18 protein-coding genes and 1 tRNA gene are annotated in these 25,065 nt (G+C 64.8%); 1 reads left to right on the top strand and 18 read right to left on the bottom strand.

Features of this window, described 5'->3' with window-relative positions; translation table 11 throughout:
* Positions 1 to 10: 10 nt before the first annotated feature.
* The 17 genes from OK015_RS14445 to OK015_RS14360 form a co-directional block, all read right to left on the bottom strand.
* Positions 11 to 1,315 (bottom strand): cytochrome P450, encoded by a 1,305-nt coding sequence (locus tag OK015_RS14445; protein ID WP_268123766.1) that lies wholly within the window; start codon positions 1,313 to 1,315, stop codon positions 11 to 13.
* 554 nt (positions 1,316 to 1,869) lie between these two features.
* Positions 1,870 to 3,045 (bottom strand): glycosyltransferase, encoded by a 1,176-nt coding sequence (locus tag OK015_RS14435; RefSeq protein WP_442791111.1) that lies wholly within the window; start codon positions 3,043 to 3,045, stop codon positions 1,870 to 1,872.
* A gap of 165 nt (positions 3,046 to 3,210) precedes the next feature.
* Positions 3,211 to 4,377, bottom strand: a complete 1,167-nt coding sequence (locus OK015_RS14430) for a serine hydrolase domain-containing protein (protein WP_268123762.1) — start codon at positions 4,375 to 4,377, stop codon at positions 3,211 to 3,213.
* The gene (locus OK015_RS14425) at positions 4,374 to 5,840 is read right to left on the bottom strand and encodes a biotin carboxylase (protein ID WP_268123760.1); all 1,467 of its coding nucleotides are present in this window, start codon (positions 5,838 to 5,840) and stop codon (positions 4,374 to 4,376) included. The genes OK015_RS14430 and OK015_RS14425 overlap by 4 nt, the downstream gene beginning before the upstream one ends.
* 124 nt (positions 5,841 to 5,964) lie before the next feature.
* Complete coding sequence (locus tag OK015_RS14420) at positions 5,965 to 7,107, bottom strand: cytochrome P450 (RefSeq protein ID WP_268123758.1); 1,143 nt, start codon at positions 7,105 to 7,107, stop codon at positions 5,965 to 5,967.
* Positions 7,108 to 7,437: 330 nt separating this feature from the next.
* Positions 7,438 to 8,649, bottom strand: a complete 1,212-nt coding sequence (locus OK015_RS14415) for an acyl-CoA dehydrogenase family protein (RefSeq protein WP_268132736.1) — start codon at positions 8,647 to 8,649, stop codon at positions 7,438 to 7,440.
* Between the two features lie 160 nt (positions 8,650 to 8,809).
* Positions 8,810 to 9,793, bottom strand: a complete 984-nt coding sequence (locus OK015_RS14410; protein ID WP_442791110.1) for a methyltransferase — start codon at positions 9,791 to 9,793, stop codon at positions 8,810 to 8,812.
* A gap of 263 nt (positions 9,794 to 10,056) precedes the next feature.
* Positions 10,057 to 10,548, bottom strand: a complete 492-nt coding sequence (locus OK015_RS14405; protein ID WP_268123754.1) for a hypothetical protein — start codon at positions 10,546 to 10,548, stop codon at positions 10,057 to 10,059.
* Positions 10,545 to 12,335 carry an FAD-dependent monooxygenase gene (locus OK015_RS14400; RefSeq protein ID WP_268123752.1) on the bottom strand — a complete coding sequence of 597 codons (1,791 nt, stop codon included), beginning with the start codon at positions 12,333 to 12,335 and terminating at the stop codon, positions 10,545 to 10,547. Before OK015_RS14400 ends, OK015_RS14405 begins: the two co-directional genes overlap by 4 nt.
* On the bottom strand, positions 12,332 to 14,023 hold the full coding sequence (locus OK015_RS14395; RefSeq protein WP_268123750.1) for a fatty acyl-AMP ligase: 1,692 nt from the start codon (positions 14,021 to 14,023) through the stop codon (positions 12,332 to 12,334). Before OK015_RS14395 ends, OK015_RS14400 begins: the two co-directional genes overlap by 4 nt.
* Positions 14,020 to 14,754 (bottom strand): thioesterase II family protein, encoded by a 735-nt coding sequence (locus tag OK015_RS14390; protein WP_268123748.1) that lies wholly within the window; start codon positions 14,752 to 14,754, stop codon positions 14,020 to 14,022. The genes OK015_RS14395 and OK015_RS14390 overlap by 4 nt, the downstream gene beginning before the upstream one ends.
* Positions 14,751 to 17,699 (bottom strand): type I polyketide synthase, encoded by a 2,949-nt coding sequence (locus tag OK015_RS14385; protein WP_268123746.1) that lies wholly within the window; start codon positions 17,697 to 17,699, stop codon positions 14,751 to 14,753. Before OK015_RS14385 ends, OK015_RS14390 begins: the two co-directional genes overlap by 4 nt.
* The gene (locus OK015_RS14380; protein WP_268123744.1) at positions 17,696 to 17,956 is read right to left on the bottom strand and encodes an acyl carrier protein; all 261 of its coding nucleotides are present in this window, start codon (positions 17,954 to 17,956) and stop codon (positions 17,696 to 17,698) included. The genes OK015_RS14385 and OK015_RS14380 overlap by 4 nt, the downstream gene beginning before the upstream one ends.
* A 59-nt stretch (positions 17,957 to 18,015) precedes the next feature.
* A complete protein-coding gene (locus OK015_RS14375; protein ID WP_268123742.1) occupies positions 18,016 to 18,933 on the bottom strand; it encodes a hypothetical protein in 918 nt (305 codons plus the stop codon).
* Positions 18,934 to 18,956: 23 nt separating this feature from the next.
* Positions 18,957 to 20,096 carry a 3-oxoacyl-[acyl-carrier-protein] synthase III C-terminal domain-containing protein gene (locus OK015_RS14370; RefSeq protein ID WP_268123740.1) on the bottom strand — a complete coding sequence of 380 codons (1,140 nt, stop codon included), beginning with the start codon at positions 20,094 to 20,096 and terminating at the stop codon, positions 18,957 to 18,959.
* 754 nt (positions 20,097 to 20,850) lie between these two features.
* Positions 20,851 to 22,038, bottom strand: coding sequence for an inorganic phosphate transporter (locus OK015_RS14365; protein ID WP_326498549.1), 1,188 nt, complete (start codon positions 22,036 to 22,038; stop codon positions 20,851 to 20,853).
* A 341-nt stretch (positions 22,039 to 22,379) separates the two neighbouring features.
* Entirely contained in the window at positions 22,380 to 23,045 is a 666-nt protein-coding gene (locus OK015_RS14360) for a hypothetical protein (protein WP_268123738.1), read from the bottom strand.
* 483 nt (positions 23,046 to 23,528) lie between these two features.
* On the opposite strand from OK015_RS14360, the gene OK015_RS29060 reads away from it, so the two are divergent.
* Complete coding sequence (locus tag OK015_RS29060; protein WP_326498481.1) at positions 23,529 to 24,698, top strand: PPE family protein; 1,170 nt, start codon at positions 23,529 to 23,531, stop codon at positions 24,696 to 24,698.
* Between the two features lie 142 nt (positions 24,699 to 24,840).
* Here OK015_RS29060 and OK015_RS14350 read toward each other — a convergent pair.
* Positions 24,841 to 24,917, bottom strand: a tRNA-Pro gene (locus OK015_RS14350).
* Positions 24,918 to 25,065 lie beyond the last annotated feature (148 nt).

Raw genomic sequence — 25,065 nt, 5'->3', positions numbered from 1 at the left:
GTCTGCCGGGCTAGGACGCGATAACTGCCGTGGGCCGGAGGCGCACGGGTAGGTGCTTCAGTCCGTGCAGCGCAATGCTGTCATTCATGATTGGCTCACCGGCCAGGGTCAGCTCAGGGAACCGCGTGAACAAGGACTGCAATCCGATGTGCAGCTCCATGCGCGCCAGTGCCGCGCCGAGGCAGACGTGAATACCGCTGCCGAAACTCAGGTGTTCGCGGGCGTTGGCCCGGGTGATATCGAATTTGTCAGGGCGCTCGAAGACCGCCGGATCACGGTTGGCTCCGCCGAGCAGCAGCAAGATGAACTGGCCCGGGCGAATGGCGTGACCCTGCATGTCGAGCTCCTCGGTGGCGACCCTTCCTCCCCATTGAATGGCAGTTTCGTACCGCAACATCTCTTCGACCGCATTGGGCCAACCCTCGGGGTTTGCCTGCAGCCGGTCCAACTGATCGGGGTGCCGAAGCAGTAAAGCGACAGCCTTGCCCAGGACGTGCGTCGTCGTGATGAAACCCGCTCCCAGCAGCAGCGCCGCGAACAACAGGACCTCGGTTTCGGATAGGTCGCCGGCCTGCAAGACGGCCGCCAGGATGCTGTCGTCGGCACCGCGCCGACGCAGCCGTTCGACATGCATCATCAGGTAGTGCTCGAATTCGCGCGCTGTCTCGATGGACACCTGAAAGTCGCGCCAGGACGGCGCCGCGCTGGAGAGCAACCTGGTCGCATCCTCACCCACCTGATACAGCTGCGGAGTCTCCTCCCGGGGTATTCCCAGCATTTCCGCGATGACTTCGATCGGAATTCGAGAGGCGTACTCGGCGACCAAGTCGCATTCGGCGTCCAGGCCATCCAGCAGATCGGTGGCTACCTGCTGGATCCGGTCATGAAGGCCCTCGAGCGCACGCGGAGTGAAAGCCCGCGACACCAGGCGGCGCAGCCGCGCGTGCTCGGGTGGATCGGTGACCAGCATCGACGGCGGCTGAATAGCGTTCAGCACGTTCGGCTTGGTCTTGGCCAGGATCCACCGTGCCCCTCGAAACGGTGACTGATCCCGCGGTTTGATAGTCCGGAATCGGTCGTCTCGCAAGATGTCACGGACGAGCTGCGCGTCTGCGGTGGCGACGCCACCGGGGATTGGAAAGATGCGGCCGCGCGTGCGCACCGCTTCGATGAGTCGATACACGTTTTCGGGCCGGCGAGTATCGATCGCCAGCTGCGCCATCGGATCACCCTGGCGCGCCATCAGTTTCAGCAACGCGCGGGAAACCCCGTACCCCGCGGCCCAATGAATCCGGTCCTTGACGCCCATGTTCATGCGCTCGCCTCTGACGATCGATTACGACGAGAATACTCGCCGACGAGGCGAAATCATGGCTAAACCCTGCGTGTAGCTCGGCACAATCGCGCGAATTTGGATCAACCCCAGAATCGGCTTCGCATCGATCTCTCGTCGCCCTGCACATTGGTCCACTCACCCGGCGCGTAGCTGTATCGTCGCTTGACGCCAGTGCGAATGACGTCGAGCGTGCCGTCGCTGTGCTTAACGTAAGCGTCACCGAATCGCAGATAAGTGTCGGTTTCTCCGTCGTGAAGTGTCACCGTGCATGTCATGGTCGTACCTCCTGGTGGGCCGACACGTGCGCCGGCTGTGAACCTGCATGACGAGGAACGGTGCCAAAGACGAATTCGCTTGAGAGCGAACGGAACGTTGTTTCACGAAGCCATCAAATGTTCCTGATCAGTCGAGCACATTCGCTCGCAATGAGCGGCCCGACACTTCCGACGTTACGCCGTTTGCGGCCGCGGGCGGCGAGTACGCGCCCCAGTAGTCCACTGGCCCCAAGGGCACTCGAGCTGGTGACGCGATGGTTACACAAGTACCTGTCGGTCTGCGAGGACTCGACGCGCCAGGCCTAAATACGCGGTCGCGACCGCCGGCCAGGCCATCTCGGGCGCCAACCGGCGGGCCTCGGCCGCCATCGCACCTGCGAGCCGCGGCTGCGTCAGCACGCGAACCAGCGCGGATGCCAGCGCATCCGGATCGTCGTGCGCGACGACGATTCCGGCCCCACTGCCAAGCAGTTCGACGGCGTGCGGGAACGCGGTCGCCACCACTGGCCGGCCACTCGCGATGGCGCCGACCAGAACACCGGAGCTGACCTGATCGGTCGAGTCGTAAGGCAAGACGACGACCGCGGCGGACTGGATGAGCGCCGACAGCACCGGGAGGCTGCGGTAGTGCGCATCGAAGCGCACAGAATCCACAACGCCCCGTTGCCGGGCCCGTTCGATGCAAGCATCGCGGTACACGTCACCCGCCGTGGCCAGCACCTTCGGGTGAGTTTGCCCCGCAACCAGGTATTGCGGTCGGCCAGGCAGAGCAGTAAGCGAGCCCATCGCATCGATCACCCGCTCGATACCCTTGCCCGGCCCCAGCAGGCCCCAAGTCAACAACGTCGGTCGACCGTTCCGCACGGAAGCATTCGTCGAGACGGTCGCCCCGTACGGGATGGTGGCCACTTTGTGGCGATCGACGACGAAGTCGCGACGTAGCCGCTCGCCGGCCGCCTCCGACATCACAACGACCTGATCTGCACGCGCGGCGATTGCCTCGAGGACCGAACGTTGGTGTCCTGTCGGGTTTTTGAGGATATTGTGGGCGATCACGATCGACGGGACACGCAGCCCGTCCATGACGTCCACCACCTCGTCTCCGTCGACACCCCCGTAGATGTCGTAGCGATGCTGGATGACCGCAACGTCCTTCTGGTTCAACAACTCGGTGCATGCCGCGACGGATGCCGGCGAGCCGTTGACCAGCTCTCCGATGACCCGGGTGCTCGAAGATGGCGACCCGTCGGACACACGCACCACACCGACGTCAGCGCCAGCAGTGCTCAGCCAATGCGCCAGCGCAGCAGTGAATGTCGCCAGGCCGCACCGCGTCGGTGGATACGTGCTCAGGATGCCGAAACTCGGAGAACGGGAAACTCCCTGTCCCACATCAGATTCCATCGGGAAGTTAAGTGTGGCTACAGCGCTCATGGCGATCCCAACTGCGGTTGTCACCTGCATGGCCGGCGAGAGCGGTTGCTCGGCGCGGTCAGCCACATGGGCTGACTCAGCCCGGACTGGCTGGGTTTCGAATTCATTTGACCATACACCCCAACCTGGTTTGTGACGACAAAGAAGCCAGTTCTACGCCGTGCCCTAGGCCAGTTCGTGTGCCACCGCATCGAATGCGTGCAGCGTGTCCAACAGCATTTGCGGATCCCCGGCGTCCGGCTGGGTGGATAACTTAGCCGCGACCAGCTCCGCGGCCCGGTTGACGTAAATCATCTGGCCACACATGCCCTGGCACAACACGACATTGCTGCCCGGGCAGGGAAACCACACTTGGTTGCGGTACATCCCGCCAGGCATTTGGGTGTCGTCGGGGCTGCCGGCGAACGCCTGACGGGAGTCGCGGCCGCCGTCGAGAGTGTCGGCGATCCACGCAGCCGGCACCACTTGCCGTCCGGTCAACGAGACCCCGTCGTGCAAGAACAGCGAGCCGAACCGGATCAAGTCGGTCAGACAGGCATTGATGCCGCCGTCGAAGAATCCGGTGCCGGCCGTGTCCACGGCGATGCTGGCATCACACTGGGCGCCGATGCGGCTCCAGAGCAGCTCCGACATCAGTTCAGGCATCCGGTGGCCGCTCGCCACCTCGCAGATCCAGCCGAGTACGTCGGTTTCACACGAGCGATATTCGAACGGACCGCCGTGAGCCGACTTTTGTTGCAAGGTCAGCAGGAAGTCGCGCAACGTGGCGGGGACGTCCGGGCTGCTCCGCGGTGCCCACCCCATCGCCTGGTCGAGGACGTGTATCTCCGCGGTCGGGTGAAGGTAATTGTCCGAGAACGCAATACCCGATCGCATGTCCAGCAGGTGGCGCACCGTCGCACCGGCGTAGCCGCAGTTCGCCAGAGCGGGAACGTATTTCATGACCGGTACGTCCAGCTCGATCGCACCGGCCCCGTGGAGCGCGCCGACTACGGCACCCACCAGCGACTTGCTCACCGAGAACAGCAGGTGCCGCGCCCGCGCGCCCAGGCCGTCGAGGTACGTCTCGGTCAGCAGCGAACCGCGGTGGGCGACTGCCCACCCGTCGGTTGCCGTGCCGGCCATCACCGCGCCGACGGTGGTGGCCACCCCGTCGCTGCCGCCAACCGGGATCTCGGCCAGCGGAGCACTGGCCGCAGGCAACGCCGCGACCGGCCCGGTGCCCCTCGAGATCGCTGCGGTCGGCACGAAGTCTTCGACGTGCTGGAACGACCAGTGCGAATAGGGCGGCGACAGCCAGTTGTCCAGTGAGATCCCGGCCGGGACGCTCACGCCCGTGCGACGAGCCGCGAGACGATCGGCGCGGCCGGCGCCAGCGGCGTTGAGACGAACTTCGCCTTCATGCCCTTGACCCAGCGTTGGCAGCGTTCGGTGAGCCGGTAGTCGTCGGTCTGCAGGTGCCCGCGGGTGACGAGCACCCCGAGTTGGGCGCCCTCGGAGCGTAAGTCGCCGGGCGCCGCGACGCGCATGTAAAAGGCTTCAGACCCGTCGAGCAGCGTGGCCCAGTCGTTGGCAGACCGGGCAAACGAGACACGACCGTCGTCGTCGATGCGCCACACGCCGGTGCGTGGCGTTGCGGTGAACAGCTCGATATCCGGGGAGGTCTCCGTGATGATCACCTGACCCCAGACCTCGGTCTCGCCATAGCCCCGCTCCCAGCGCGAATTGATCTCCTCGATGTCGAGCTCGTAGTCCACATCCATGTACTCGAGCAAGTGAAAGAGAAATAGCGGCATGTCGGCGTAGGCCTCAGTCGTCAAATTCGTCATCGGGCTGGCGCCGCTCAGGCGTGGATTCACCTCGCCGAGGTAGAGCTCCCCGGAGTCCAGGTCATGCAGCAGGTCCACCTCGAAATAGCCGCGGTAACCCTCACGGCTCAGGACGCCACCGAGTTTTCGCACCATTTCGCGCGCGGCGTGCGTCTGGTCCGGCGGCAGCACCTCGCGCCAGATGTCATTGCCGCACCAGCTTCCCCGGCTCGGAGTCAGCTCCGAATAGCCGACCAGACTCGTCATCGCCGGGCCGATCACGGTGCCGTGGCGGGTCACGGCACCTTCGATGCACACCTCGACATTGCGGATCCGCTTCATGACCTTGACTTCTTGCTGCGCGGTGAGGTCATCAGCGTACTGGTCCCAGTCGCGCTGACCGTGCACAAAGAACGTTCCGCTGCCGGCGTTGCCATAGGCGACCGACACGACGAGGTCATCACCCAATCCGGCATTTTCGGCCAGCGCGAGAAGTTCGTCATAGGAGCCGGGCCGCCCGATCGTATGAGGCACGCTCGGCACGCCGGCGTCATTGGCCAGTCGCGTCATGATGATCTTGGAACCCAGGCGCTCACGCAGCTCCACCGACGGGTGCATGACCTCGAGACCCGCCTTGCGCGCGAGGACCTGCGTTTCCCCGTCCAGCATCACAAAGCAGGCCTTGCCACCGGGGCCGCGGCCAGCGATGAACTCGAGTGTCTCGGGGTCGGTCAGGAGGTGGTTGCAGACATCCCCCATGGAGTCGAAATCGCGGCGATCGCGCAGCCGGGGCACGAACACGCGCGAATGTGTGCCCTCGAAAGAATCAAAGTAGGTCAGGTAGAAGAAGTTTCGAATCCAGCGGTCGATGCCCAGCAGATTGAACGGCGTCGGCGAGATGAAGTACAACGGCACGGTGTTGTTGTGAAAGAACGCGCGGACCTCCGAAAGTCCGTTCAGTAAGCGGCGCTCGGGCGTTGGCCCCATGTTCACGCCGGCCGGGCTGACGTCGACGAAAGGGGCGCCACGGTCAGCGCGATGGCAGTGAGCTCACATGCGTCCATTCCACCAGTGTGCTTCGTATTCGCACTTGTGCCAACACGTGGTGTGATCACCACCGCAGCGGCACAGAGTCCGGAACCCAACCGTCGAAGACCGTGCTCGACAACGGCCCGTAGGCTCTGGGATGCCACGCTTTGGGGACATGGCCACCTTTCCAGTCGAACGAGAAAAACGGGATCTCGGCTAGCCACACCTCAAAGAAGTCACTCAGCAGATCCCGGGCCAGATGCGACGCCGGACACCGATGCGGACCTCCCCCGAAACTCCAATGCCGGTGCGGACCATCCAGTTTCATATCGTGACCGGACATGTCATCGGCCTCGTCGCGGTGAACCAGCCCAACACACAACTCGACATTGGCTCCGGCCGGGATCGTCGTTTCGCCGATCGTCACACTGCGAGTGGTGACTCGTGAAACGGTCTTCGCCCCGCCATCCAACCGCAGCAACTCCTCGATGAAAATGCCTTGACGGCCCGGATTTTCGCGCAACTCCTGCTGAAGCATCGGCCGGCGCGCCAACATCGCCAGTCCGGCGATCATCGGGAAGGACGCGAACTTGAAACCGCGGACCACCGACCCCATCAATCCCACTATCTCCTCGTCGGTGAGCGGCTCGTCGGCAAGACGGCTGATCACATCGGCGCCACCCAGCGGCGCTTGGCGGATCAGCCCGACCACCTCCGGGTTGACCGCATCCAGACCGACATACCGCGGCACCCCGCAGGCCGTCGCGGATGCTGCGTGACAAAGCACCTCAGCGACACGCACACCATCGCAGCGATCCAGCTTCGCTACGGCGTCCATGCCTTCTTCGATGAGCCGACGTATGGGCTTCAACATTTCCCGCGAGTTGGCCGGGTTGAACAGCTCCAGCAGGATCTCCCGGTACGGGCCGAACGGTGGATTGCCGGGCATCATCTCGCCCTGGCGGCTGGCGAAAACTTCGCCATCACGCATCGCGGCGAGCACATCGTCGCGGCGCCACAACACGTACGTGCCGCGCGGCTCCCGCAATACTCGTTGACCGGCCCGCGCAGCGGCCGCGTGCCACTCCCGAAACCCCGCCGCGGCCTCCTCATCGGACCGCATCACTTCCCGAACGGCGTCGACACCGGGCCCGATCACCGCGCACCACCGACTTTCACGTCCGGCGGCCGCCGCGAACCACGCACCGACGGCGGCACCTGCCACTCCAACGCCGCCACTCTATGCGCAAGATCGGCCACATGGCGGCTAACCGACGGACAAGACTTGGCCGACCGGTGGTTCTTATTCCGGCTCTTCGTTCGGCGTGTGCAGGCCACCAACTCCTAGTCCGGGGATCCCTGCTCGTTCACCGCCACCGCCGAATCCACCGGAACGTGGTCTGGGCGGCGCGGCAGGTGGGGCCGGCGGCTCAACAGGTCGCGGCGCGGCAGGCGGGGGCGGTAGCGATAGATAACGCGCAGCACGCGGTGTGTTGCGGCCCCCTGGTCATCAAACCCCGATCGCGCCATCGGTGTTTGCGCCAACCTGCCGGTTTCACTCCAATCGGAGCCCGGTGATCGAACGGGCGATAACCAGCTGTTGGATCTGCTCGGTTCCCTCGAAAATGTCGAAGACCTTAGCGTCGCGGTGCATTCGCTCGACCGGATACTCGCGGGTGTAACCGTTGCCGCCGAGGATTTGGATCGCCCGTTCGGTCGTCCACACCGCGACCCGGCCGGCCTTCAGCTTGCTCATCGACCCCTCCGCGGAGGCGAATTTCTGACCGGTTGCGCCCATCCATGCCGCGCGCCTGACGAGCAGCCGTGCCGCATCGACCTCGGTGGCGATATCGGCGAGGAGAAACGAGATGGCTTGCTTCTCGATAATGGGTCGCCCGAAGACAACCCGCTCCTTCGCGTAGTCGAGTGCGTACTCGTAGGCGGCACGGGCGACTCCGACCGCCATTGCCCCGACGGTGGGCCGTGACAGCTCAAAGGTCGCCATCGCCGCCTGCTGGGACGTCTTCCGACCTTCGCGTGCACGCGCGAGCTTCTCGTCGAGCTTGTCTTTGCCGCCGAGCAGGGCACTGCCCGGCACCCGCACGCCGTCGAAGAATATGTCCGCGGTGTTTGAGGCACGCAAACCGTGTTTGCGTAGCTTCCGCGGCGCTGCAACACCGGCAGTGTCGGCGCTCATGACGAACGCCGCCTGTCCGCGTGCGCCGAGTCCAGGTTCGACCACCGCCTGGACTACCAGAACGTCGGCCACGCCACCGTTTGTCACCCACGCCTTCTGGCCTGAGATCATCCACTCGTCGGACGCTTCATCATATTTGGCCGTGGTCAGCATGTTCGCCACATCCGAACCGGCCTCTGGCTCAGACGAACAGAACGCGCCCAACTTGACGTCCTTGTCGGTGCCGTAGCATCGCGGCACCCATTCCGCGATCTGTTCGGCGGTGCCGGAAGCGATGATGCCGACGGCGGCAAGCGTACTTCCCATGATCGACAGCGCGATTCCGCCGTCACCCCAGAACAGCTCCTCGGCCAGGATCGGAAAACCCTGTCCCGTCGGATCTCCCAGGAGTGTCATCAATATTTCGTCGCCGTAAAGCCCGATGCCGGCGGCCTCCTGCAAGATCGGCCACGGCGTTTCCTCCCTGTCGTCCCACTCGAACGCGGCCGGGCGAATCACCTTGTGGGAGAACTCATGCGCCCAATCGCGCAGTTGCTGCTGTTCGTCGGACAAAGCCAGCGAGAACGTCATCGGGAAGCGCCCTTTCATTTCTGCCATTCAAATCATCGGAAAGGCAACCAATCTCGCCGTTCGCCCACTGCGGTGTCGACATGCTCCGAATCTTTCTACTAGCACAACGGTCGCACACCCTGAATTGTTCAACGCCTCCTGTGTGATCCTCACATCTGAGCTAGATGGCCTCGGCCTCGACGAAGCTCAATGGTGAGGCAGTGGGCACCCACCGGGTGAGCCGGAACCCGGCGCGCTCGAGGAGACCGCGGTACTCCGGCACCGTTCGTTCGCGTCCAGCCTGCAGCACCAGCATCTCCAGATCCGTCCAATGACCGAAGAATTCGCGATCGCGGTCTGGGATCACGCAATCGATCACCAATACCTTTGTGCCGACCTTCGCCGCCGAGCGGATCCTCCGGAGAATGTCGACCGCCTTGTCGTCGGGCCAGTCATGCAGGATCATCTTGAGCACGTACACATCGCCACCCGTGGGAACGCTGTCGAAAAACGATCCCTCCAGTAACTCCACTCGATCTGCGACATTGTGCTGACGCAACACTGGTGGGGCTCCGGCGAGGGCGTGCGGCAGATCGTAGAGAACCCCTCGGGCAGTCGGGGTCGCCTTGAGGATGGCAGAAAGCAGGCGGCCCACCCCACCCCCAACATCGACAACTGTCTGGTAGTCGTCGAACGAATAGGCGGCCATCAGGTAATCCACCGCCATCTCGGTGGTGTCGGCCATGGCACGGTTGAAAACTTCGTTGAGCTCGGGCTGCCCGACGAGGTAGTCGAAGGCTTCCATGCCGTGCAGGACCGGAGGAACCGCCTTGCCAGTTCTGATCGCATCTGCCAGATAGCTCCAATGTTCGCGGTGTTGGCGCGAACCCACCATCTGGGCCATCGCCGCCGCTGACAGCGGAGCGTTGGCACGCAACGACTTAGCGAGCGCGTTGAGCGCGTAGCGACCGTCACGGCGCTGACGAAATATGCCGCGGCCGATCAACGCCCGTAGCAGTCGGCGCAGCGCGTCGGGATCCGCCTCCACCCGAGACGCCAGCTCTTTCAACCGCAGCGGCCGTTCGTCGAGAGCGTCGGCGATACCGAGCTCCACGGCTGCCGCGATGGCTTGTGACATCCAAGCGCTGACGATCAACTCCATCATTGCCGCATAGGGTGGGACCATCCGTAGCTGGATCAGTGCCAGACGATGGCGAGCACGCTCAACGAGTCGCACCAATTTCGTGGGGGGAATTCTTGTAGACATAGTGACCATGACCTTGACCTAGAGCGAGTGGCTGCGCGAGCATGAACCGAAAGTGGCGAGCCCGCATAGTATTGCGGCGCCTAGTGATGTACCAGGGCTTCCGTCTTCTCCCTTCGGACATCTGGTCCGTTCGGCCGAACAGTGTGATGTAACACGGTGTGCTATTCCGGTTCGGGCGGCTGGTGGATGGTGGCTGATGGTTGGCTGTTGATGTAAGCAAGCACGTCTTTGGGGTCTACCTCATCGGGCCATACACCGGCTGCAGTGGCATGGTGGCCGATGGCCACGGGCAGTTGCAGGGCCACGTCGGTGCCATTGGGATCGCGGAACCAGAGCGCCGTCGCGCCGGGTTGGCCGGTCGCGCGATGGGGATGAGAACCCAACTGGCTCAACCTGTTCAATGCCGGACATGCCGCCTGCACATCCCTGATGGCCAATTTGATGGCGGTGACACCACTGGCTTCGGGATGGTAATCAAGTGCGATCGGTGAACGCTCGATCACCACCCGTAGGTAATCACCGTGGATGGCGGTCATCCGGGCATTCAACGGCTGGGGAGCTGCGTCGAGTAGCGCCGCCCACCACTGCGTCATCTCCGTCGGCCGGTGGGTCAGTAGTCGCAGCTCGACAGCCTCTGCCGCAACGTCGTTCATGCGATCAGTCCTTTGTGGCTCGGCGCGAAGGCGCCGACGACGTGCAGTGCTCGGCGCAGCAGTGGAGCGCCATCCCGGTCCGAGTGCAGCACGGCGGCGATGTGGCCATCGGGCCGTACCAACAGTGCATCTGGATCGGCGCCAGCGACGCCGGTGTGGAATATGCCGTGCCCAGCATCGCCGACCGGCACTACCGACAACGAGAGCCCCTCCGCCGCAAGCTTCCACACCAAATGGCTTGCTTCGGACACCAGCAGTGTCAGGTCGTCACGGTTGATTAGATCCAGGGTGGACACCCGCCGAGCGCCGTCCTCGAGCCAGACGTGCGGCAGCCGGGCGCCGGCGCGCACAGCTGGGATATAGAACTCTGGATCGCTGGCCGGTGGCGGCAGCCGATCGCCGATCACGGCGCCGCGCCTGTAACGCACCCCGAGGTCGCGTCCCCAGCTGCGATAGTGCGGACCCTGCTCGGCGATCGCCGCCGCGGCCCGGCGGCGGATCCGCTGACCGATCCGGCCCGGCGACTTGGCCAGGCGGAACCGCTGGTATCCCAGCGTGGTGATCCCGCGGAGCAAGGCACGCACGGGACGTCGCGGTACCCAGTCCGGAATCGCAGCGACGGCTTGCGGGAGCATTCGCACTGCTCGCCGTGGCAATCCCAGTGTGGCAACGACATCGAACATTCCGTCGAAGTTGGCCACCGAGTCGGCGGTGGCGGCCGCGCCGACCGGACGGCGTTCTCGTTCATAGCTGTCCAGCAGTTCTGGGTCGGCACGCCCGGCGAGGACCCAGGCGAGCTTCCAGGCCAGGTTGTGCACGTCGGCGACACCGGTGTTGAGTCCCAGCCCGCCGGTGGGCGGAAACCGGTGCGCGGCATCGCCGGCCAGGAACACCCGGCCCACCCGGTAGCCGGTGGCGACCTGGGCGGTCATCGCCCACGTCTGGATCGACTTGATGTCAACGCGGACAGCGGGATCGCCGATCGCATCGACTATGTGCTTGCGGCAGACCGCAGCCGGGAAGTCTGCTACCGACTCAAAGGGCGGAAAGTAGGGGATCTGGAAAACCAGGTCGTCCGGCGGCCGGTGCACAATGGTGGCGCCCAGCCCCTTGGCGGTGTGAGTCCACATGACCGGGCCGCGGCGGTTTCGGCGGAAAGCCTCGAGATCGGCGGAGAAAAGGACGCTGACCACGTTCTGAAGGATCGGGCCCTCCATCGTGATCCCTAGCGCGCGCCGCACTGTGCTGGCTGCGCCGTCGGCCGCGATCAGGTAGCGCGCCAGGATTGTTCGGTGGGATCCGGTAGTGGTGTCGGCAACCGTGACCGCGACGCCGTCTGGGCCGTCGATGTGAGACCGGTACCGCCAGCCGGTACGTACATCGATGCGATCACTGTTGCGCAGGTGTTGCCAGAGCAGCGGTTCCAGCACGTTCTGGGGTAGATGTGCGCTGCGGGTAGGGCTGATCGATTCGATCGCGTCCATCTGCGCCTCGGGCAAGTCGGCCAGTGGGACCCTCCCGAGTTCGGGCCCGGCGAAGGTGGTGCAGTACGCGATGCACCGCAGCTCGTGCATCGGGGCGCTGAGGCCGCGGATGTCGCGCTCGAGACCGACCTCGCGCCAAATCTCCATCGACCGTGTCGAGAGCACGTGCGCGGCGGGATGGCGTTGGGGCTCGTGGCGTGCCTCCACCACGGTGCAGTCGATGTCGTAGCTCGCGAGCAGCAGCGCCGCCGTGGCACCCACCGGTCCGGCGCCGATGACAAGGACATCGCAGGTGTCGGTCACCTGTTCTGCACCTGAAGCCGAGCCGTCTGGCGGATAGCTGGGGCGGGGGTGTACGTCGGGAGCAATTCTCGAGCGCTGCTGCGGCGCAGCTTGCCGGACGGCGTCTTCGGCAAGGCGCCGGCGGGGAACAACAGGATGTCGTGCGGGCGGTGCCCGACTTGACTGCTCACCCGGGCGGCGATCTCGCGGCTGATCCGTGCGCGTGCGTCGTCGTCGGTCGCGTTGCGTACTTCGGCGAGCACCGCGAAACCCTCCCGATCGGCGTCGACACGCAGCGCGATCACGCAGCCTTTTCGCACGCCGTCGACACTCTCGGCCGCGCGCTCGATATCGTGCGGATAGAGATTCCTGCCGGCCAGCACGATGAGATCCTTTGTGCGGCCGCAGACATACAGTCGCCCCTCCTCGTCGAGGTAACCCAGGTCCCCGCTGTCGAACCAGCCGCCTGTCGCGAGCGGCAGGACACCGTCGGAGGTCAGATATCTGTCGGCGATCATCGGGCCACGCAGTTCGATTGCGCCGATCTCTCGGGGCGCCAACGCTGTCCCGTTCCGGCTTATCCGCAGATCCAGGCCCGTCACCGGTACCCCCACGCACACCACATGCTGTACATCCGCGGAGTCGTCCTGCAGCGGCTGCGCGCGGTGCGCTTCCGCAATGGCCTGCCGTGAGACCTGGTCGACCGTCGCCTGGTCGTGCGCCGACCCCAGCGACGCAACCAATGTGGCTTCGGCGAGTCCGTAGGCGGGCGTCAGCGCCGTCGGGCGCAGACCGAAGCGCGCGCCGATCGCAGAGAAGTCGGTCATGTCGCGGTGGTCAATCGGTTCTGCTCCGTTCACCGCGATGCGCAGCGACGAAAGGTCGATGGCGTCCGGGTCGGCGCGCTGCAGCACGCGGGCGAGCACGGAGTACGCGAAATTGGGGCCAGAGGTGATGGTCGCGCGGTGCCTGCTGATCAGCTCTGCCCAGACGAGCGGTCGTTTGAGGAACTCCTCCGGTGGGACGACGATGGTTTCGATACCCAGCTGCATGGGGAAGCACACGAAGGCGATCATCCCCATGTCATGCGACAGCGGCAGCCAGCTCGCCATCACGTCCGTGCTGATGTCGAGTTCGAGCCCGTCGCGCAAGGCGACGGCATTCGCGGCGAGATTGCCGTGACTGATCTCGACGGCTTTGGGCACGCCGGTTGATCCGGATGTCAACTGCCGCAACGCGATATCCGACTCGGCGGCGTGATCCGACATGTCGAACTCGATCGGGTCGGCGCGGCGCAAGGACTCGACCGTGCACACCTTCAGTCCTTGAGCCGTCAGCGGATCCAGCGCACCCAGGAACTGCTCCCCGATCACGACCACGTCGGCCTTGATCATCACAGTCGCCCGAACCGTGTCTTGCAGCCAAACCGCCAGGTCGGTGCGCGGAGTTGGTTGCTGCAGCATCGTCAGCGCGGCGCGACTCAGCCAGGCGGCCTGCGCGAGCGGCGCGATATCAGCGGCATCGGTGGCCAGCACGGCGACCGAGCCCCGGCAGCGTATCCCCCGCGCGGCCAGACCGCCGGCCATCCGTTTCGCCTGTTCGTGGACTTCACGCCAGGTCAAGCGAACTGGGTCGGCGACCGTGCCTGCAGTCAAGTGCCGCGGCGAAAATCTCGCTGCAGCGGACATTTCGCGGGTTAATGTGCTCACGCGAGTAAGTTCCTTTCCCGTGCCGCTTGGTCGGCGACACGCGCAACGTTGGCTACCAATGCCGATTCCGGCGAACGGAACAGGAAGTGGCCGCCGGGGTAAAACCGAACCGGTTGAGGCTGCACCGAGTGCGACGCCCAGGCAGCCACCGTGTCAGGCGGCGCCACCGTGTCGCCGAGGCCTCCGACGATGTGCAGTGGACACGGAAGCGGTGGCGCATCGGTTCGCCAATGTGACTGACAGATCCGCAGATCGTCGCGAACAGTAGGCATCAGCAGTGCCAGCCAGTCTGGACGGTTCAGAACTTCCGTCGGCAGCCCGCCGTAGCGCGCGAGTTCGGTGGCCAGCTCGTAATCGCCGAGTAGCTGCAGGTCAAGCCGGGGAGAGGGTAGGTGCGGGGCGCGGCAGGACGCGACGATGACCGCCTCCGGCGCCCGAAGACCGCGCGAAATACGTTGTTGCGCCAGTAAATACGCCAATATCGCGCCCATGCTATGGCCCAGTAGGACGTGGGGCCGACGCAATAGTTCGTCGAGCTCGTCGCCGAGCGCCTGGACGCAGGTCTCGGCGTCGACATGGCGGGGCTCGTCGCGGCGCGACTCCCGTCCCGGCAGTGTCACCGCCGTCAGTGCCACCTCGGCGCCGATGTCCGCCAGCGCTCGGCGCAGCGGATGAAACGACGCGGCCCCACCACCGGCGTGGTGAAAGCACACCAATTCGACGGGCGTCATCGTGCTGTGCCGGCCTCGTTGAGCCGCTCCATCACGAAGTCGATGAGATCACCGACGCTGTGAATCCTCGGCAGCACCTCGGCCACAGTGATGTCGTGCAGCGGCGGATACTCCGCCCGCAGCCGGTCCAGGAGGCGAAGCTGCAGCAATGAGTCGTAACCCAAGTCATCGGCGAGCCGTTTGGATCGGCTGAGCGTGGTAACCAAATAGCCGCCGACATCGGCGATCAGCGCGAGAACCCCGCCCTCCGCACCGGTCGGCGGTTGCTCGGTATCCGCAGGCTCGTCGACGGGATCGCTACTTTGAGCACCGGCGGTCTGCGCCGGCTGCCGGGGGTAGGTGGTCGGTCCGTCGAACCAGAACCGGCTGGAGGTATCGAAGACATACGGCGGGATCCGCTGCGGCGGTCCGGCCGCCCCGCCGTACAGCGCCGCCAGATCCGGTGAGTAGCCGTCGCGCATCAACGTGGCCGCCACACCGAGCAGCTCTGTGCCGTCCGAATCCGGGCCGCTGCACAAGGTGAGTGCGCGGGTCTGCGGCGGAATTCCGCCCTGTCGGGCGAGTGTGAGCAGCGCTGATTTAGGACCGGCTTCGGCGAGATAGTCGGCGCGTCCGGTCCGCACGGCGGCCTGGACCGCGTCGAAGAACAGCACCGGAGAACAGATCTGCCGGGCCCAGTAGTCGACCGTCATCTCTGTGCCATTGACTTCGCGGCCGAGCACCGTGGAGAACAGCGGAAACTCGGCGGGTGCCGGCTCGAGGCCGGCTACCTCGCGCCGGAAGTCGGCCACCATCGGCTCCATCAGCGGCGAGTGGAAGGCGTGTGAGACCGCCAGGTTCACCGCTTTGCCACCCCGTTGCCGAACCAGGGCTTGCACTCGTGCCACGGCGTCGGCGTCCCCGGAGATGGTCAGGGACTGCGGCCCGTTGATCGCCGCGATCCCGCACCCGGGCTCTTCAGCGACGAGTGCTTCCATCTGCTCGACGCCGAGGTCGACCGCGATCATTGCCCCACCTGGAGGCAACGCGCCCATCAACCGCGCTCTGGTCGCGACGAGCTTGGCAGCGGTGTCGAGGGTGAGCACGTTGGCCAGACAGGCGGCGGCGATCTCCCCGACGCTATGGCCGATCCCGAATGGCACCCGGATTCCGCTCTGTAGCAGAGTCTTTCCCAGCGCGAAGGACACGGCGAACAATGCGGGCTGCGCGAAGCTGGTGTGATCAAGGCCCGGTGCGCGGCCGAAGATCGTCGCGAGCAGATCCGATCCGAGGTGCGGATCTAGGGCGCCAGCCGCGGAGTCAAGACTCTCTCGGTACGTCGGATGAGCGTCGTAGAGTCGCCGGGTCATGCCCGGGTACTGGGTGCCCTGACCTGAGAACAGGAGCCCGACGCCGGCCGGGGCCCGGTGCGGCGGGGCGGACGACACCAGATGGTCCCCGGCGCCGGACGTAAATTGGCGGATGCCCTCAACCACGGTGTCGCGGTCGCCCGCAACGACAAGGCGATGCCGGTTTGATCGCTTGACGACGTTGGTCGAGCGGCACCAGGACGCCATCTGCGTGGTGTCGAGGGTCTCCAGCGCGGCCGTCATCGACTCGGCATTGCGCCGCAGCGCCCGCTCCGACGGCGCCGAAATAGTAAGGACGCCAGTCACACCAGCGACGGGAAGCGCAGTGGCCGGCGCCGTCTGAAGAATCGCGTGCGCATTACTGCCGCCAAGGCCGAACGAGCTCACTGCGCCGAGCGTGCCGTCCACCGGTAACTTTCGCGGACTGTCGGCCAACTGCAGACCGTGCTCGGCCAGTCGCAAGGCCGGATTGGCGCTGTCGCCGAACACCGTCGGGGGCAGCACGCCATGGTGCAACGCCAGGCACGTCTTGATGAACGCCGCGATCCCCGCACTGCCCTCGGTGTGCCCGATGTTTCCCTTCACGGAACCGAGCAGACAGGGCTCCCCGGCTCGTGCCTTGTGCACGTCGCCGAGGGCGTTGGCTTCGATCATGTCGCCGAGCACCGTGCCGGTGCCGTGCGCCTCGACGAAGCCGATCTGGCCGGCATCGACCTCTGCCAGGCTCAGCGCCCGGCGCATCAGCTCCACCTGCGAGCGGCGGCTCGGGGCCGTGATGCCGTTGCTGCGGCCGTCGTGGTTGGTGACCGAACTCTTCACGACCGCATAGATCGGTTGCCCGTCGGCAAGTGCGTCGTCGAGTCGGCGCAGCACTACCGCGGCCACGCCCTCGCCGCGTCCGATGCCGTCGGCGTCCAGCCCGAACGGCTTGCAGCGACCATCCGGCGCGGACAGCCCTGCCTGGGTATAGAAGATCGAAAGTGACGGTGTCAGAATGAGATTCGCACCTGCCGCGATGACGGTATCGGCCTCCCCCGAGCGAAGCGCCGCGCAGCCCTGGTGGACGGCAGTCAGTGATGACGAGCAGGCTGAATCGATGGCCACGCTTGGCCCGGTCAGACCCAGGTGGTAGGAGATACGGTTAGCAGTCATGAAATAGCCACTGCCCGTTCCGCGGAACGCCGTGAGCCCGGCGAAGTCGAGAATTTGCAGGTTGCTCCACTCGCTGGACATGATGCCGACGAAGACCCCGGTCGGGGTGCCGGCCAGCGACCGCGGGTCCATTCCGGCATCTTCGATTGCGCGCCAGGATGATTCCAGGAGCAGGCGCTGCTGCGGGTCAAGCGCCCCCGCCTCGATGGGCGCTATCCCGAAGAAGTCGTTGTCGAATGTGTCGACATTGTCGATGAAATGGCCGCGCCGGGTATTCATCGATCCAGGACCACCGTCGCAGCGATAGTAGGAGTCGACATCCCAACGCTGCGAAGGCACTTCGCTGTCGGCCACCACGCCATCCATCAGCAGTCGCCAGAACGCGTCCTTGTCGGGCGCGCCGGGAAAGCGGCAATCGACACCGACCACCGCGATCGGCATCATGGCAGCACCCGCTCGGTGACGAGGTACGCCGCGATGGCATTAATGGTGGCGTAATCCCACACAATCGTGGTTTCGACGGGGATTCCCTTCTCGAACTCCAGGTCCGCGCACAGCGTCAGACTCGCGGCGGAGTCAATCCCGTAATCGGCCAACGGGGTGTCGATGTCGATGGTGTCCGGCGCCACGTTGAGCTGCCCGGCCACCTTGGCGGACAACCAGTCCACGAGGTCCTGGTGATCGAGATTCTCAGCGGTCATCGTTGCCTCCCTTCCAGACTCGCCGCTACCGGTCGTCCCGGTACGGGGTGCTGCCGCGGTCATGCGCTCACCACCTGGTCGAATACCGGCAGATCGAAGGAGATCCGACGGTAGACGAAGCCGCGAACGCGGGTAGCGAAGCGTTCACCGCCCACGGCTGCCGCGAATGCGAGCAACGGCAGACCGATCACGATGGCGATCCCCAGACCGAGCACGAATGTGAGCAGAGTCGCTGCGTGTGCGGCACCGCCGAATCGGCGCATGGATCTGACGGTTGCGCCCCACCTACGAAATGCCGTACCGGCAAGGACGTCCGCCGCAGCCAACGCGGGCACGACCGGCGCCGCATCTTGCGGGCATGGCCGCGACTCGGCGATGCACTGCCCGACGGCGGCGACTCTTGTGAATTCGTCGTCGCCGACCCCGGCTCGCCCAAACCATAGAAACGGTGCGCGTTTTCCGGTCAGCAGCCAACGCAGAGTGGTCACCAGGGTCGTCGACGACCCTCGCGTATCGGTGGCGGCGACTACGTCGACGCGCCGGGCGCCCGCGGATCGCAGCAGCCCGGATGCTTCAATTGCCGCCGAATACCACATGTTGCGGCATGCGATCAGCGAGACGACGGTGCGGCCCCGGACCGCCTCGGGATGCGTTTTCAGCAGCGATCGGATGGGAAGCGAGGGCGCCAGGTACCACACCTGGTAGGCCAGGATGACCAATTCGTCTGCAGCCGAGTCGAAGCCGCCCGCCGGCTCGACGAGCTCCACGAGCGCCTGCGGGTCCACCGCGTGCGGGAACACTCCGAAGAATCGTCGAATTGGCCAGGGAAACGGGAACGCGTCACGCGGCCGCACTTCGACCCAACGGACGTCCCACCCTCGCGCCTCCAGCGGGGCGGTCAATGCCTGCGCCGTCTCGCGCAACTGCCCCGTCTGCGTGTACAGGTAGACGACCGCCCGATGGCGCGGCCGCGCCATCGGGCCAGCTTCCGACGTCATAGTCACCGTGAGGTCTCCGACGACACCGCGGTGAGATGCATGAAAGAGATTGCGAACCGGCCGGACTCGGGGACCATGCACAGCATCGTGTCGCCGTCCTTGATCAGACCCTGCTCCATCATCTCGTCAAGGATGACGTAAATGGAAGCGCTGCCGATGTTTCCGACGCTCGTCAGGTTGCTGTACCACATGTCGGGCCGCCCACCGTCGATGCCGCGTCGCGAAAACTCCTTCATCACAGTGTCTTTCATTCGTTCACTCGAATAGTGCGCCGGGATCCAAGTCAGTGTCGAGGGATCGAATTTGCCCAATCGGAGCAGGCGGTCATACTCGTCGACGCCGACCTTCACCAGGTGTGGGAGTAGGGAAAGGTCCTGCCGCAGGACCAACGCCCCGTCGGCGGCGGCCTCCGAAGCGTTCGGGTAGTCGCCCCATGACTTCGTGGCTCCCGTATCCGGACTGCCCCCGTACATACAGGTCTTCTCGGTGTTCGCGTACGACGTCAGCGAGATCCAGTCGATCCGCAGGCTGATGCCAGAGGTTTTGGGCTCGTTCTGGATCACCACTGCGCCGGCCCCGTCCGAGAGCATGTAGCGCAAGAATGCGGCTTCGAGCGGGAGAGTCCCCTCCTCGGCGACAACGCCCATCTCCTCATAGCGGGAGTTCTTGAAGAAGCGGGAGGCGAACTCGCTTGCCACGCTGATCGCGGTCCGCTTCTCACCGATCGCCACCTGCAGGTACGCGTTCTTCAGTGCCATAATCCCTGAACTGCAGATCCCGTGCAGGGTCGCGATTTCGAGGGGGCCGTAGCCCAGCTCGCCGTGCACCGTGCTGGCATGTCCTGGTGCCATCAGGTCCGGCAGCGTGGTGGCTGCACACAGCAACTCGACATCGTCGGGACCGAGGCCGACGCGCTCGGCTGCGTTCCGGACGGCGTTGGCTGCCATCGCCGCGTTGGAAATGACCGTCTGCTGTTTCTTGTCGATCGCATAGTGGCGCGTTTTGATGCCGCAGTTGGCGAGAGTGATGTCCTTGAGATCAGAGGTCGAGCGTCCCGCCTTTCCGATGTAGTCCTCTATTTCGTCGTTCGGCACGGGGTCGCCGGGCAGAAAGCTGCCGGTAGCTGTGATGTAAGCGCTCATATTCGGCTCCAGGGTTGTCTTGTCACTGCGGTAGTGGTGTTGTCATCTACCTACTGAGCCCGACGTATGCGTCCGGGTCTAAGTTCAATCGGCGCCCGGATCGTGTTGTATATCACCGAAGTGGACGCCGAAATAGCTTGAATTGACAGCATTTTGGCAGTAAGCGGAGGGTTTATCCTCGGTCCTGACGCCCCGATGGTCTGAGAACGAGGAATTGGCGATGTCGTGTACACCCGACACCCGATCATGAACTCAGTGAACCGGCTACCTGATTGATCCGTTACCTGGAGTGTGACGGGCGAACGCCTCGAGCTCGAGGCATCCAAAACAGCTACGCCAGAGCGTCGGTTTCGCTACGGCAGAGCTTCCGCCGCGCGGGCGTCACCTTTCGCGTCCTTTGCAGCTTGCGGGACCGCGTCCACGGCCGCAAGCCGCTTTTGGGTCCCTTCTGCCAAAGGCTAGACCCTCGTCCAGGCAACGCTGGCGAGCACGGTCACGGAGGATGTCGGCCACGGCGCCCTTCGATAACGACTGAACGGCGTTCCGCATCAATCGATCCCGGACTCCGGGCTTGCTCGCGTAGTCCCGTCGTCACAGTAGACATCTCCTGTGCCAGTTTGCGAAAAGCGGCTCAGCGTACTGCCATGCGCCGCAAGGGTTCTCCGTAAAATCCGTCGCGGTAGCGCCATCTAACCCGTCGAGGGATGAGACGAACCGGTGCAGCCGGTACCGATGACCTCGGAGGTGGTTGCCGCTAGGCCGCGGTGGCGGTCTCTGGCCGCCGGGTGCCGCTGGCTGACCGCCTGTCACTGGGGGCGCCGTCCTTGCCTTCCCAGTCGTCGTTGACGTTCCTCTGATTGACTTGCGACCTACGTGACCGCAGCCAGATTCCGGTAGCGACGGCGATCAGCAACACGAAACCTGTTGTCGCACCGATGAATCCACCGATACCGTGCACGATAAGGTAGACGCCGGCTCCGACGCCGCCGGCGGCGGGCAGGGTAAACAGCCACGCCGTAGCCATCCGGCCGGCTACCCTCCAACGCACCTCCGCGCCGGGTTTGCCGACTCCGCTACCCAGTATGGAGCCGGTGACGACGTGGGTGGTGGACAACGGGTAACCGAAGTGGCTTGAAAGCAGGATCGTTGCCGCCGAGGACGTCTCCGCGGCCATGCCCTGCGGCGACTCGATCTCCACCAGCCCCTTACCCAGGGTGCGCATCACCCGCCAGCCGCCGAGGTAGGTGCCCAACGCGATGGCCAGCGCGCACGAGAAGATCACCCAGACCGGTGGGGTGCCCGCGTTGCTTTTAGCCGCGCCGTAAGAAATGAGTGCCAGGAAAATGACACCCATTGTCTTCTGGGCGTCATTGGTGCCATGCGCCAGCGAGACCAGCGAGGCCGATCCGATCTGGCCGTAGCGGAAGGCCCGATTGGTGCGTTTTTCGGAGAAGCCGCGGACTATGCGGTAGATCAGCCAGGTGCCGGTCGCGGCCACAACGCCGGCGATCAGCGGCGAGACCAGCGCGGGTGCGATCACGTCGGTCACCAGCTGTTTCCAGATCACGCCATGTCCGCCGACCGCGGCGAGGGTGGCGCCAATGATGCCGCCGATCAGCGCATGCGACGAACTGGACGGGATGCCCAGCAGCCAAGTCAGCAGGTTCCAGATGATGCCGCCGACCAATCCGGCGAACACCAATTCCAGAGTCACCAGGTGCTGGTCGACCAGGCCGGTGGCGATGGTCGCCGCCACGGCGGTAGACAGGAAGGCGCCGACCAGGTTCAGTACTGCCGAGAGAGCGACCGCGACCTTCGGCGAGAGGGCGCCGCTGGCGATCGAGGTGGCCATGGCGTTCGCGGTGTCATGAAACCCGTTGGTGAAATCGAAGCCCAGCGCAGTCACCACGACGACGATCAATAGGAACAGCTGAAGATGCATAGTCGCGGTGTCCCCGACCCACAGCGAACCAAACTCGTTCAACGCAATACGCCCCTACTGGCCGGCCAGCATTCGTTGGCCGTTCATTTCGCGCGCCATGGAGTGACCGAGGGCGCGCCGAAGATGTTGCTGTTCGGTGATGTTCGCGATTATGAGACATGAGATCCTGATATCTCGTCTACAGTGGCGTGCTGCCCGGTACGTCGCAGGGCCAGATCCCGGCTTCGTCTGCGCTACGCCCGGATTGGGGAACTGCTCGACGGGCCGCAGGGTCACCACCCGGTAGCCCCCCGGGTTTGCCTTCCTCGCCGCTCCCCGACGATGACAGACAGCGCGGCGCATCAACAACCGGCGCCGTGACTGACCGCCACCTCCGTCAAATGCGCACACCGCATCCCCGTATCCAACCAAACCGAGAATCCCTGCCGCGTCGCCTCATGACAGAAATAGATGTCCTGACCCGGCACCACCGCCGACGGACACCACATGGGCACCTCCTGATCCCAGCGCTCAATCACCCTCCGCCGGATCGCGGTGAACCCCATCGCCACCGCATCCACCTCGAACAACCGACGGTCTTCCTCCAACCACCCCCGCAACACCTCCGGCTTCACATTGCCGTACATCGGTTCCGCCCGCGTATTACCCAGGGTGTAGGCATTCACGTAGTGCGGCGGCTCATGCATGAAATTCAGGGAGCCGACGATATCGACATCCTCGCCGTAGCCGGTGACCCGCAGGAACGCATCCAACGGCGGGATGATGTCGTCCTCGAACACGACCAACCAATCCCACTCACCGAACGCCGACACCGCCGTGTTCGTTATCCCGTCCATCGCGCTCGGCAGCGGCACACCCTCGGTAGACACCACCCCCACACAGGGGCTTTTGTCCATCAACATCCAGTTGTAAAACCAAGCCACCGACACGTGTCGGTACATCGGCATCCCGACGACGATCTTCGGGCCGGGACTAGCGCACGTCAGTGGCATCAAGATGCGCTTCACGAAAGCCCAGAACTCATAATCCCGGCACCCTACACGGTCTGGACCGTCAGGCGAATGAATGAAAAATGACGGAAGTTACAACCCTCTGGGCGATCTCCGTGGTCTGCGATCCGGCGCCGCCGCGAATTTTCGCGACTGACGCCGAGGAAGTCGATTCGACGTTGCTCAAATCTGCTCTCCCGCTTTGGATTCATGATTTCCTTCGGCTTCTGCTGTTTCCCTTTCCTTTACCCTGCCCGAGCCCAAACCCACCATCGGCGGTCAACGAAAATCGGGCTGGGCCTGTACACGTAGGCACGCGTAGATGAACTCGCCGCACAGCGACCGGGAACGCCCTGCCGAAAAACTCAGCGGCAGCATCGCTTTTCATGCAACTACACCGTGGCCCTTAAGCGCGCGGTCGCTCGGCGTTTACGCATGCAGCGTTAGATCCTCTTGTCCTGCTGAGGAATCGGCGCGCTTGACTCGGAGATGAGTAAGGCCATGGATTTTGGTGGACTGCCGCCGGAGGTCAACTCCGGCCGGATGTATACGGGGCCGGGTGCAGCGCCGATGCTAGCGGCGGCGGCGGGGTGGGACGCAGTGGCCGCCGAGCTGGAGTCGACCGCCGGCAGCTACTCGTCGGTCGTCTCGTGGCTGACTGACCAGGCGTGGTGGGGGCCGTCCTCGACGAGGATGTCGGGGGCGGTGATGCCCTACGTCGGGTGGCTGCGCGTGAGCGCCAAAGCGGCTGAGCAAACCGCCGCACAGGCGTACGCGGCGGCGGCAGCCTATGAGGCCGCGTTTTCAATGACGGTGCCCCCGCCGGTGATCGCGGAGAACCGGGCGTTGTTAATGGCGCTGATTGCCACCAACTTCTTCGGGCAGAACAGTCCCGCGATCGCGGCAACCGAGGCGCACTACGCCGAGATGTGGGCCCAAGACGCCGCCGCGATGTACGGCTACGCCGGTGCCTCTGCGTCCGCGAGCACGCTGGCCCCGTTCAGCGAGCCACCGCAGACCACCAATCCCGACGGGTCGAATGAGCAGGCCCGCGCGGTGACCCAAGCCGCCGGCAACGCCACCAGCGCCCGCAGCCAATCGGTAACTCAGCTCGCCTCGCAGGCCAGTTCCCAGCAACTCGGCTCGCCCGCCACGGATCAGCTGGTCTCGACCGCCGGTAGCGACCCCATCCTCGGCCAGGGCACCAGCATCATCACCACCGGGGCAGAAGGCACCGCGACGATCCACGCTGCCCCCGGCTCCACCGTCATCGTCACTGTGCAAAGCGGTACCGCCACCGTCACCCTCACCAACACCAGCGCTTCCATGCTCCTCACTGCGACCAGCGGCCCCTTCACCATCCCCCAAGGCGGCACTGTCTTTGTCAGCGAGGGCAGCACCGTGTCCGTTGACGTCGCGAGCGGTACAGCGAACGTGGTCGGGGACGGCGACGTCATCATCACCTCTCTCACCACTCCCCTCACCTCCACGCCGGCCACCGCCGCGCCCGCGGTAGCCGCGAGCGGCACACCGGGCCTGGCCGGCACCGCGGGTATCCAACCTCAGTTGAACGTCGACGCGCTGTTGGGGACTGCGGTGTGCACCCCGGCCCGCGCTGAGTTGCTCGACGCGAGTGCAACTGCAGCTCCGTCGGCCGCGTTGGCTGGATGACCCTGTAGCGCAGAGTGAATCGGCGGCCACGGAGCGGCCTCGCCTAGGCCCCTGCCCACCTTCGAGGCCGCCCTGCGTTCCGCGCGACGCAAGCCCTGATCGGTGAACCGCGGTCGCGCTGGACATCAGCGCGGCTTCTTGCTGGTCGGGCTGACAGGATTTGAACCTGCGACCACTTGACCCCCAGTCAAGTGCGCTACCAAACTGCGCCACAGCCCGTGCGCCGGTGAGTCCGCCGGCAGCAGGTCGAAAGCCTACCGCAGCCGCGCCGTCAACCCGATATTGCCTGGTTGACCTGCGCGTCTCCCAGCGCCTGGGCGGGCATCGGACGCTGACCGCCAACACCGCCACCGCGCTGACGTCCTCG

It is taken from the genome of Mycobacterium sp. Aquia_216 (genome assembly GCF_026723865.1).
GTDB lineage: Bacteria > Actinomycetota > Actinomycetes > Mycobacteriales > Mycobacteriaceae > Mycobacterium.
This window is presented reverse-complemented; position numbering and strand designations above follow the sequence as displayed.

What these genes read in the sequence shown, in the direction of transcription:
- OK015_RS14425 (WP_268123760.1), bottom strand. Translation starts at nt 5,840, where the DNA reads ATGGGGCCAACGCCCGAGCGCCGCTTACTGAACGGACTTTCGGAGGTC.
- OK015_RS29060 (WP_326498481.1), top strand. Translation starts at nt 23,529, where the DNA reads ATGGATTTTGGTGGACTGCCGCCGGAGGTCAACTCCGGCCGGATGTAT.
- OK015_RS14435 (WP_442791111.1), bottom strand. Translation starts at nt 3,045, where the DNA reads ATGAGCGCTGTAGCCACACTTAACTTCCCGATGGAATCTGATGTGGGA.
- OK015_RS14405 (WP_268123754.1), bottom strand. Translation starts at nt 10,548, where the DNA reads ATGAACGACGTTGCGGCAGAGGCTGTCGAGCTGCGACTACTGACCCAC.
- OK015_RS14390 (WP_268123748.1), bottom strand. Translation starts at nt 14,754, where the DNA reads ATGACGCCCGTCGAATTGGTGTGCTTTCACCACGCCGGTGGTGGGGCC.
- OK015_RS14365 (WP_326498549.1), bottom strand. Translation starts at nt 22,038, where the DNA reads ATGCATCTTCAGCTGTTCCTATTGATCGTCGTCGTGGTGACTGCGCTG.
- OK015_RS14370 (WP_268123740.1), bottom strand. Translation starts at nt 20,096, where the DNA reads ATGAGCGCTTACATCACAGCTACCGGCAGCTTTCTGCCCGGCGACCCC.
- OK015_RS14385 (WP_268123746.1), bottom strand. Translation starts at nt 17,699, where the DNA reads ATGATGCCGATCGCGGTGGTCGGTGTCGATTGCCGCTTTCCCGGCGCG.
- OK015_RS14410 (WP_442791110.1), bottom strand. Translation starts at nt 9,793, where the DNA reads ATGATGGAGTTGATCGTCAGCGCTTGGATGTCACAAGCCATCGCGGCA.
- OK015_RS14445 (WP_268123766.1), bottom strand. Translation starts at nt 1,315, where the DNA reads ATGAACATGGGCGTCAAGGACCGGATTCATTGGGCCGCGGGGTACGGG.
- OK015_RS14415 (WP_268132736.1), bottom strand. Translation starts at nt 8,649, where the DNA reads ATGACGTTCTCGCTGGCTTTGTCCGACGAACAGCAGCAACTGCGCGAT.
- OK015_RS14375 (WP_268123742.1), bottom strand. Translation starts at nt 18,933, where the DNA reads ATGGCGCGGCCGCGCCATCGGGCGGTCGTCTACCTGTACACGCAGACG.
- OK015_RS14380 (WP_268123744.1), bottom strand. Translation starts at nt 17,956, where the DNA reads ATGACCGCTGAGAATCTCGATCACCAGGACCTCGTGGACTGGTTGTCC.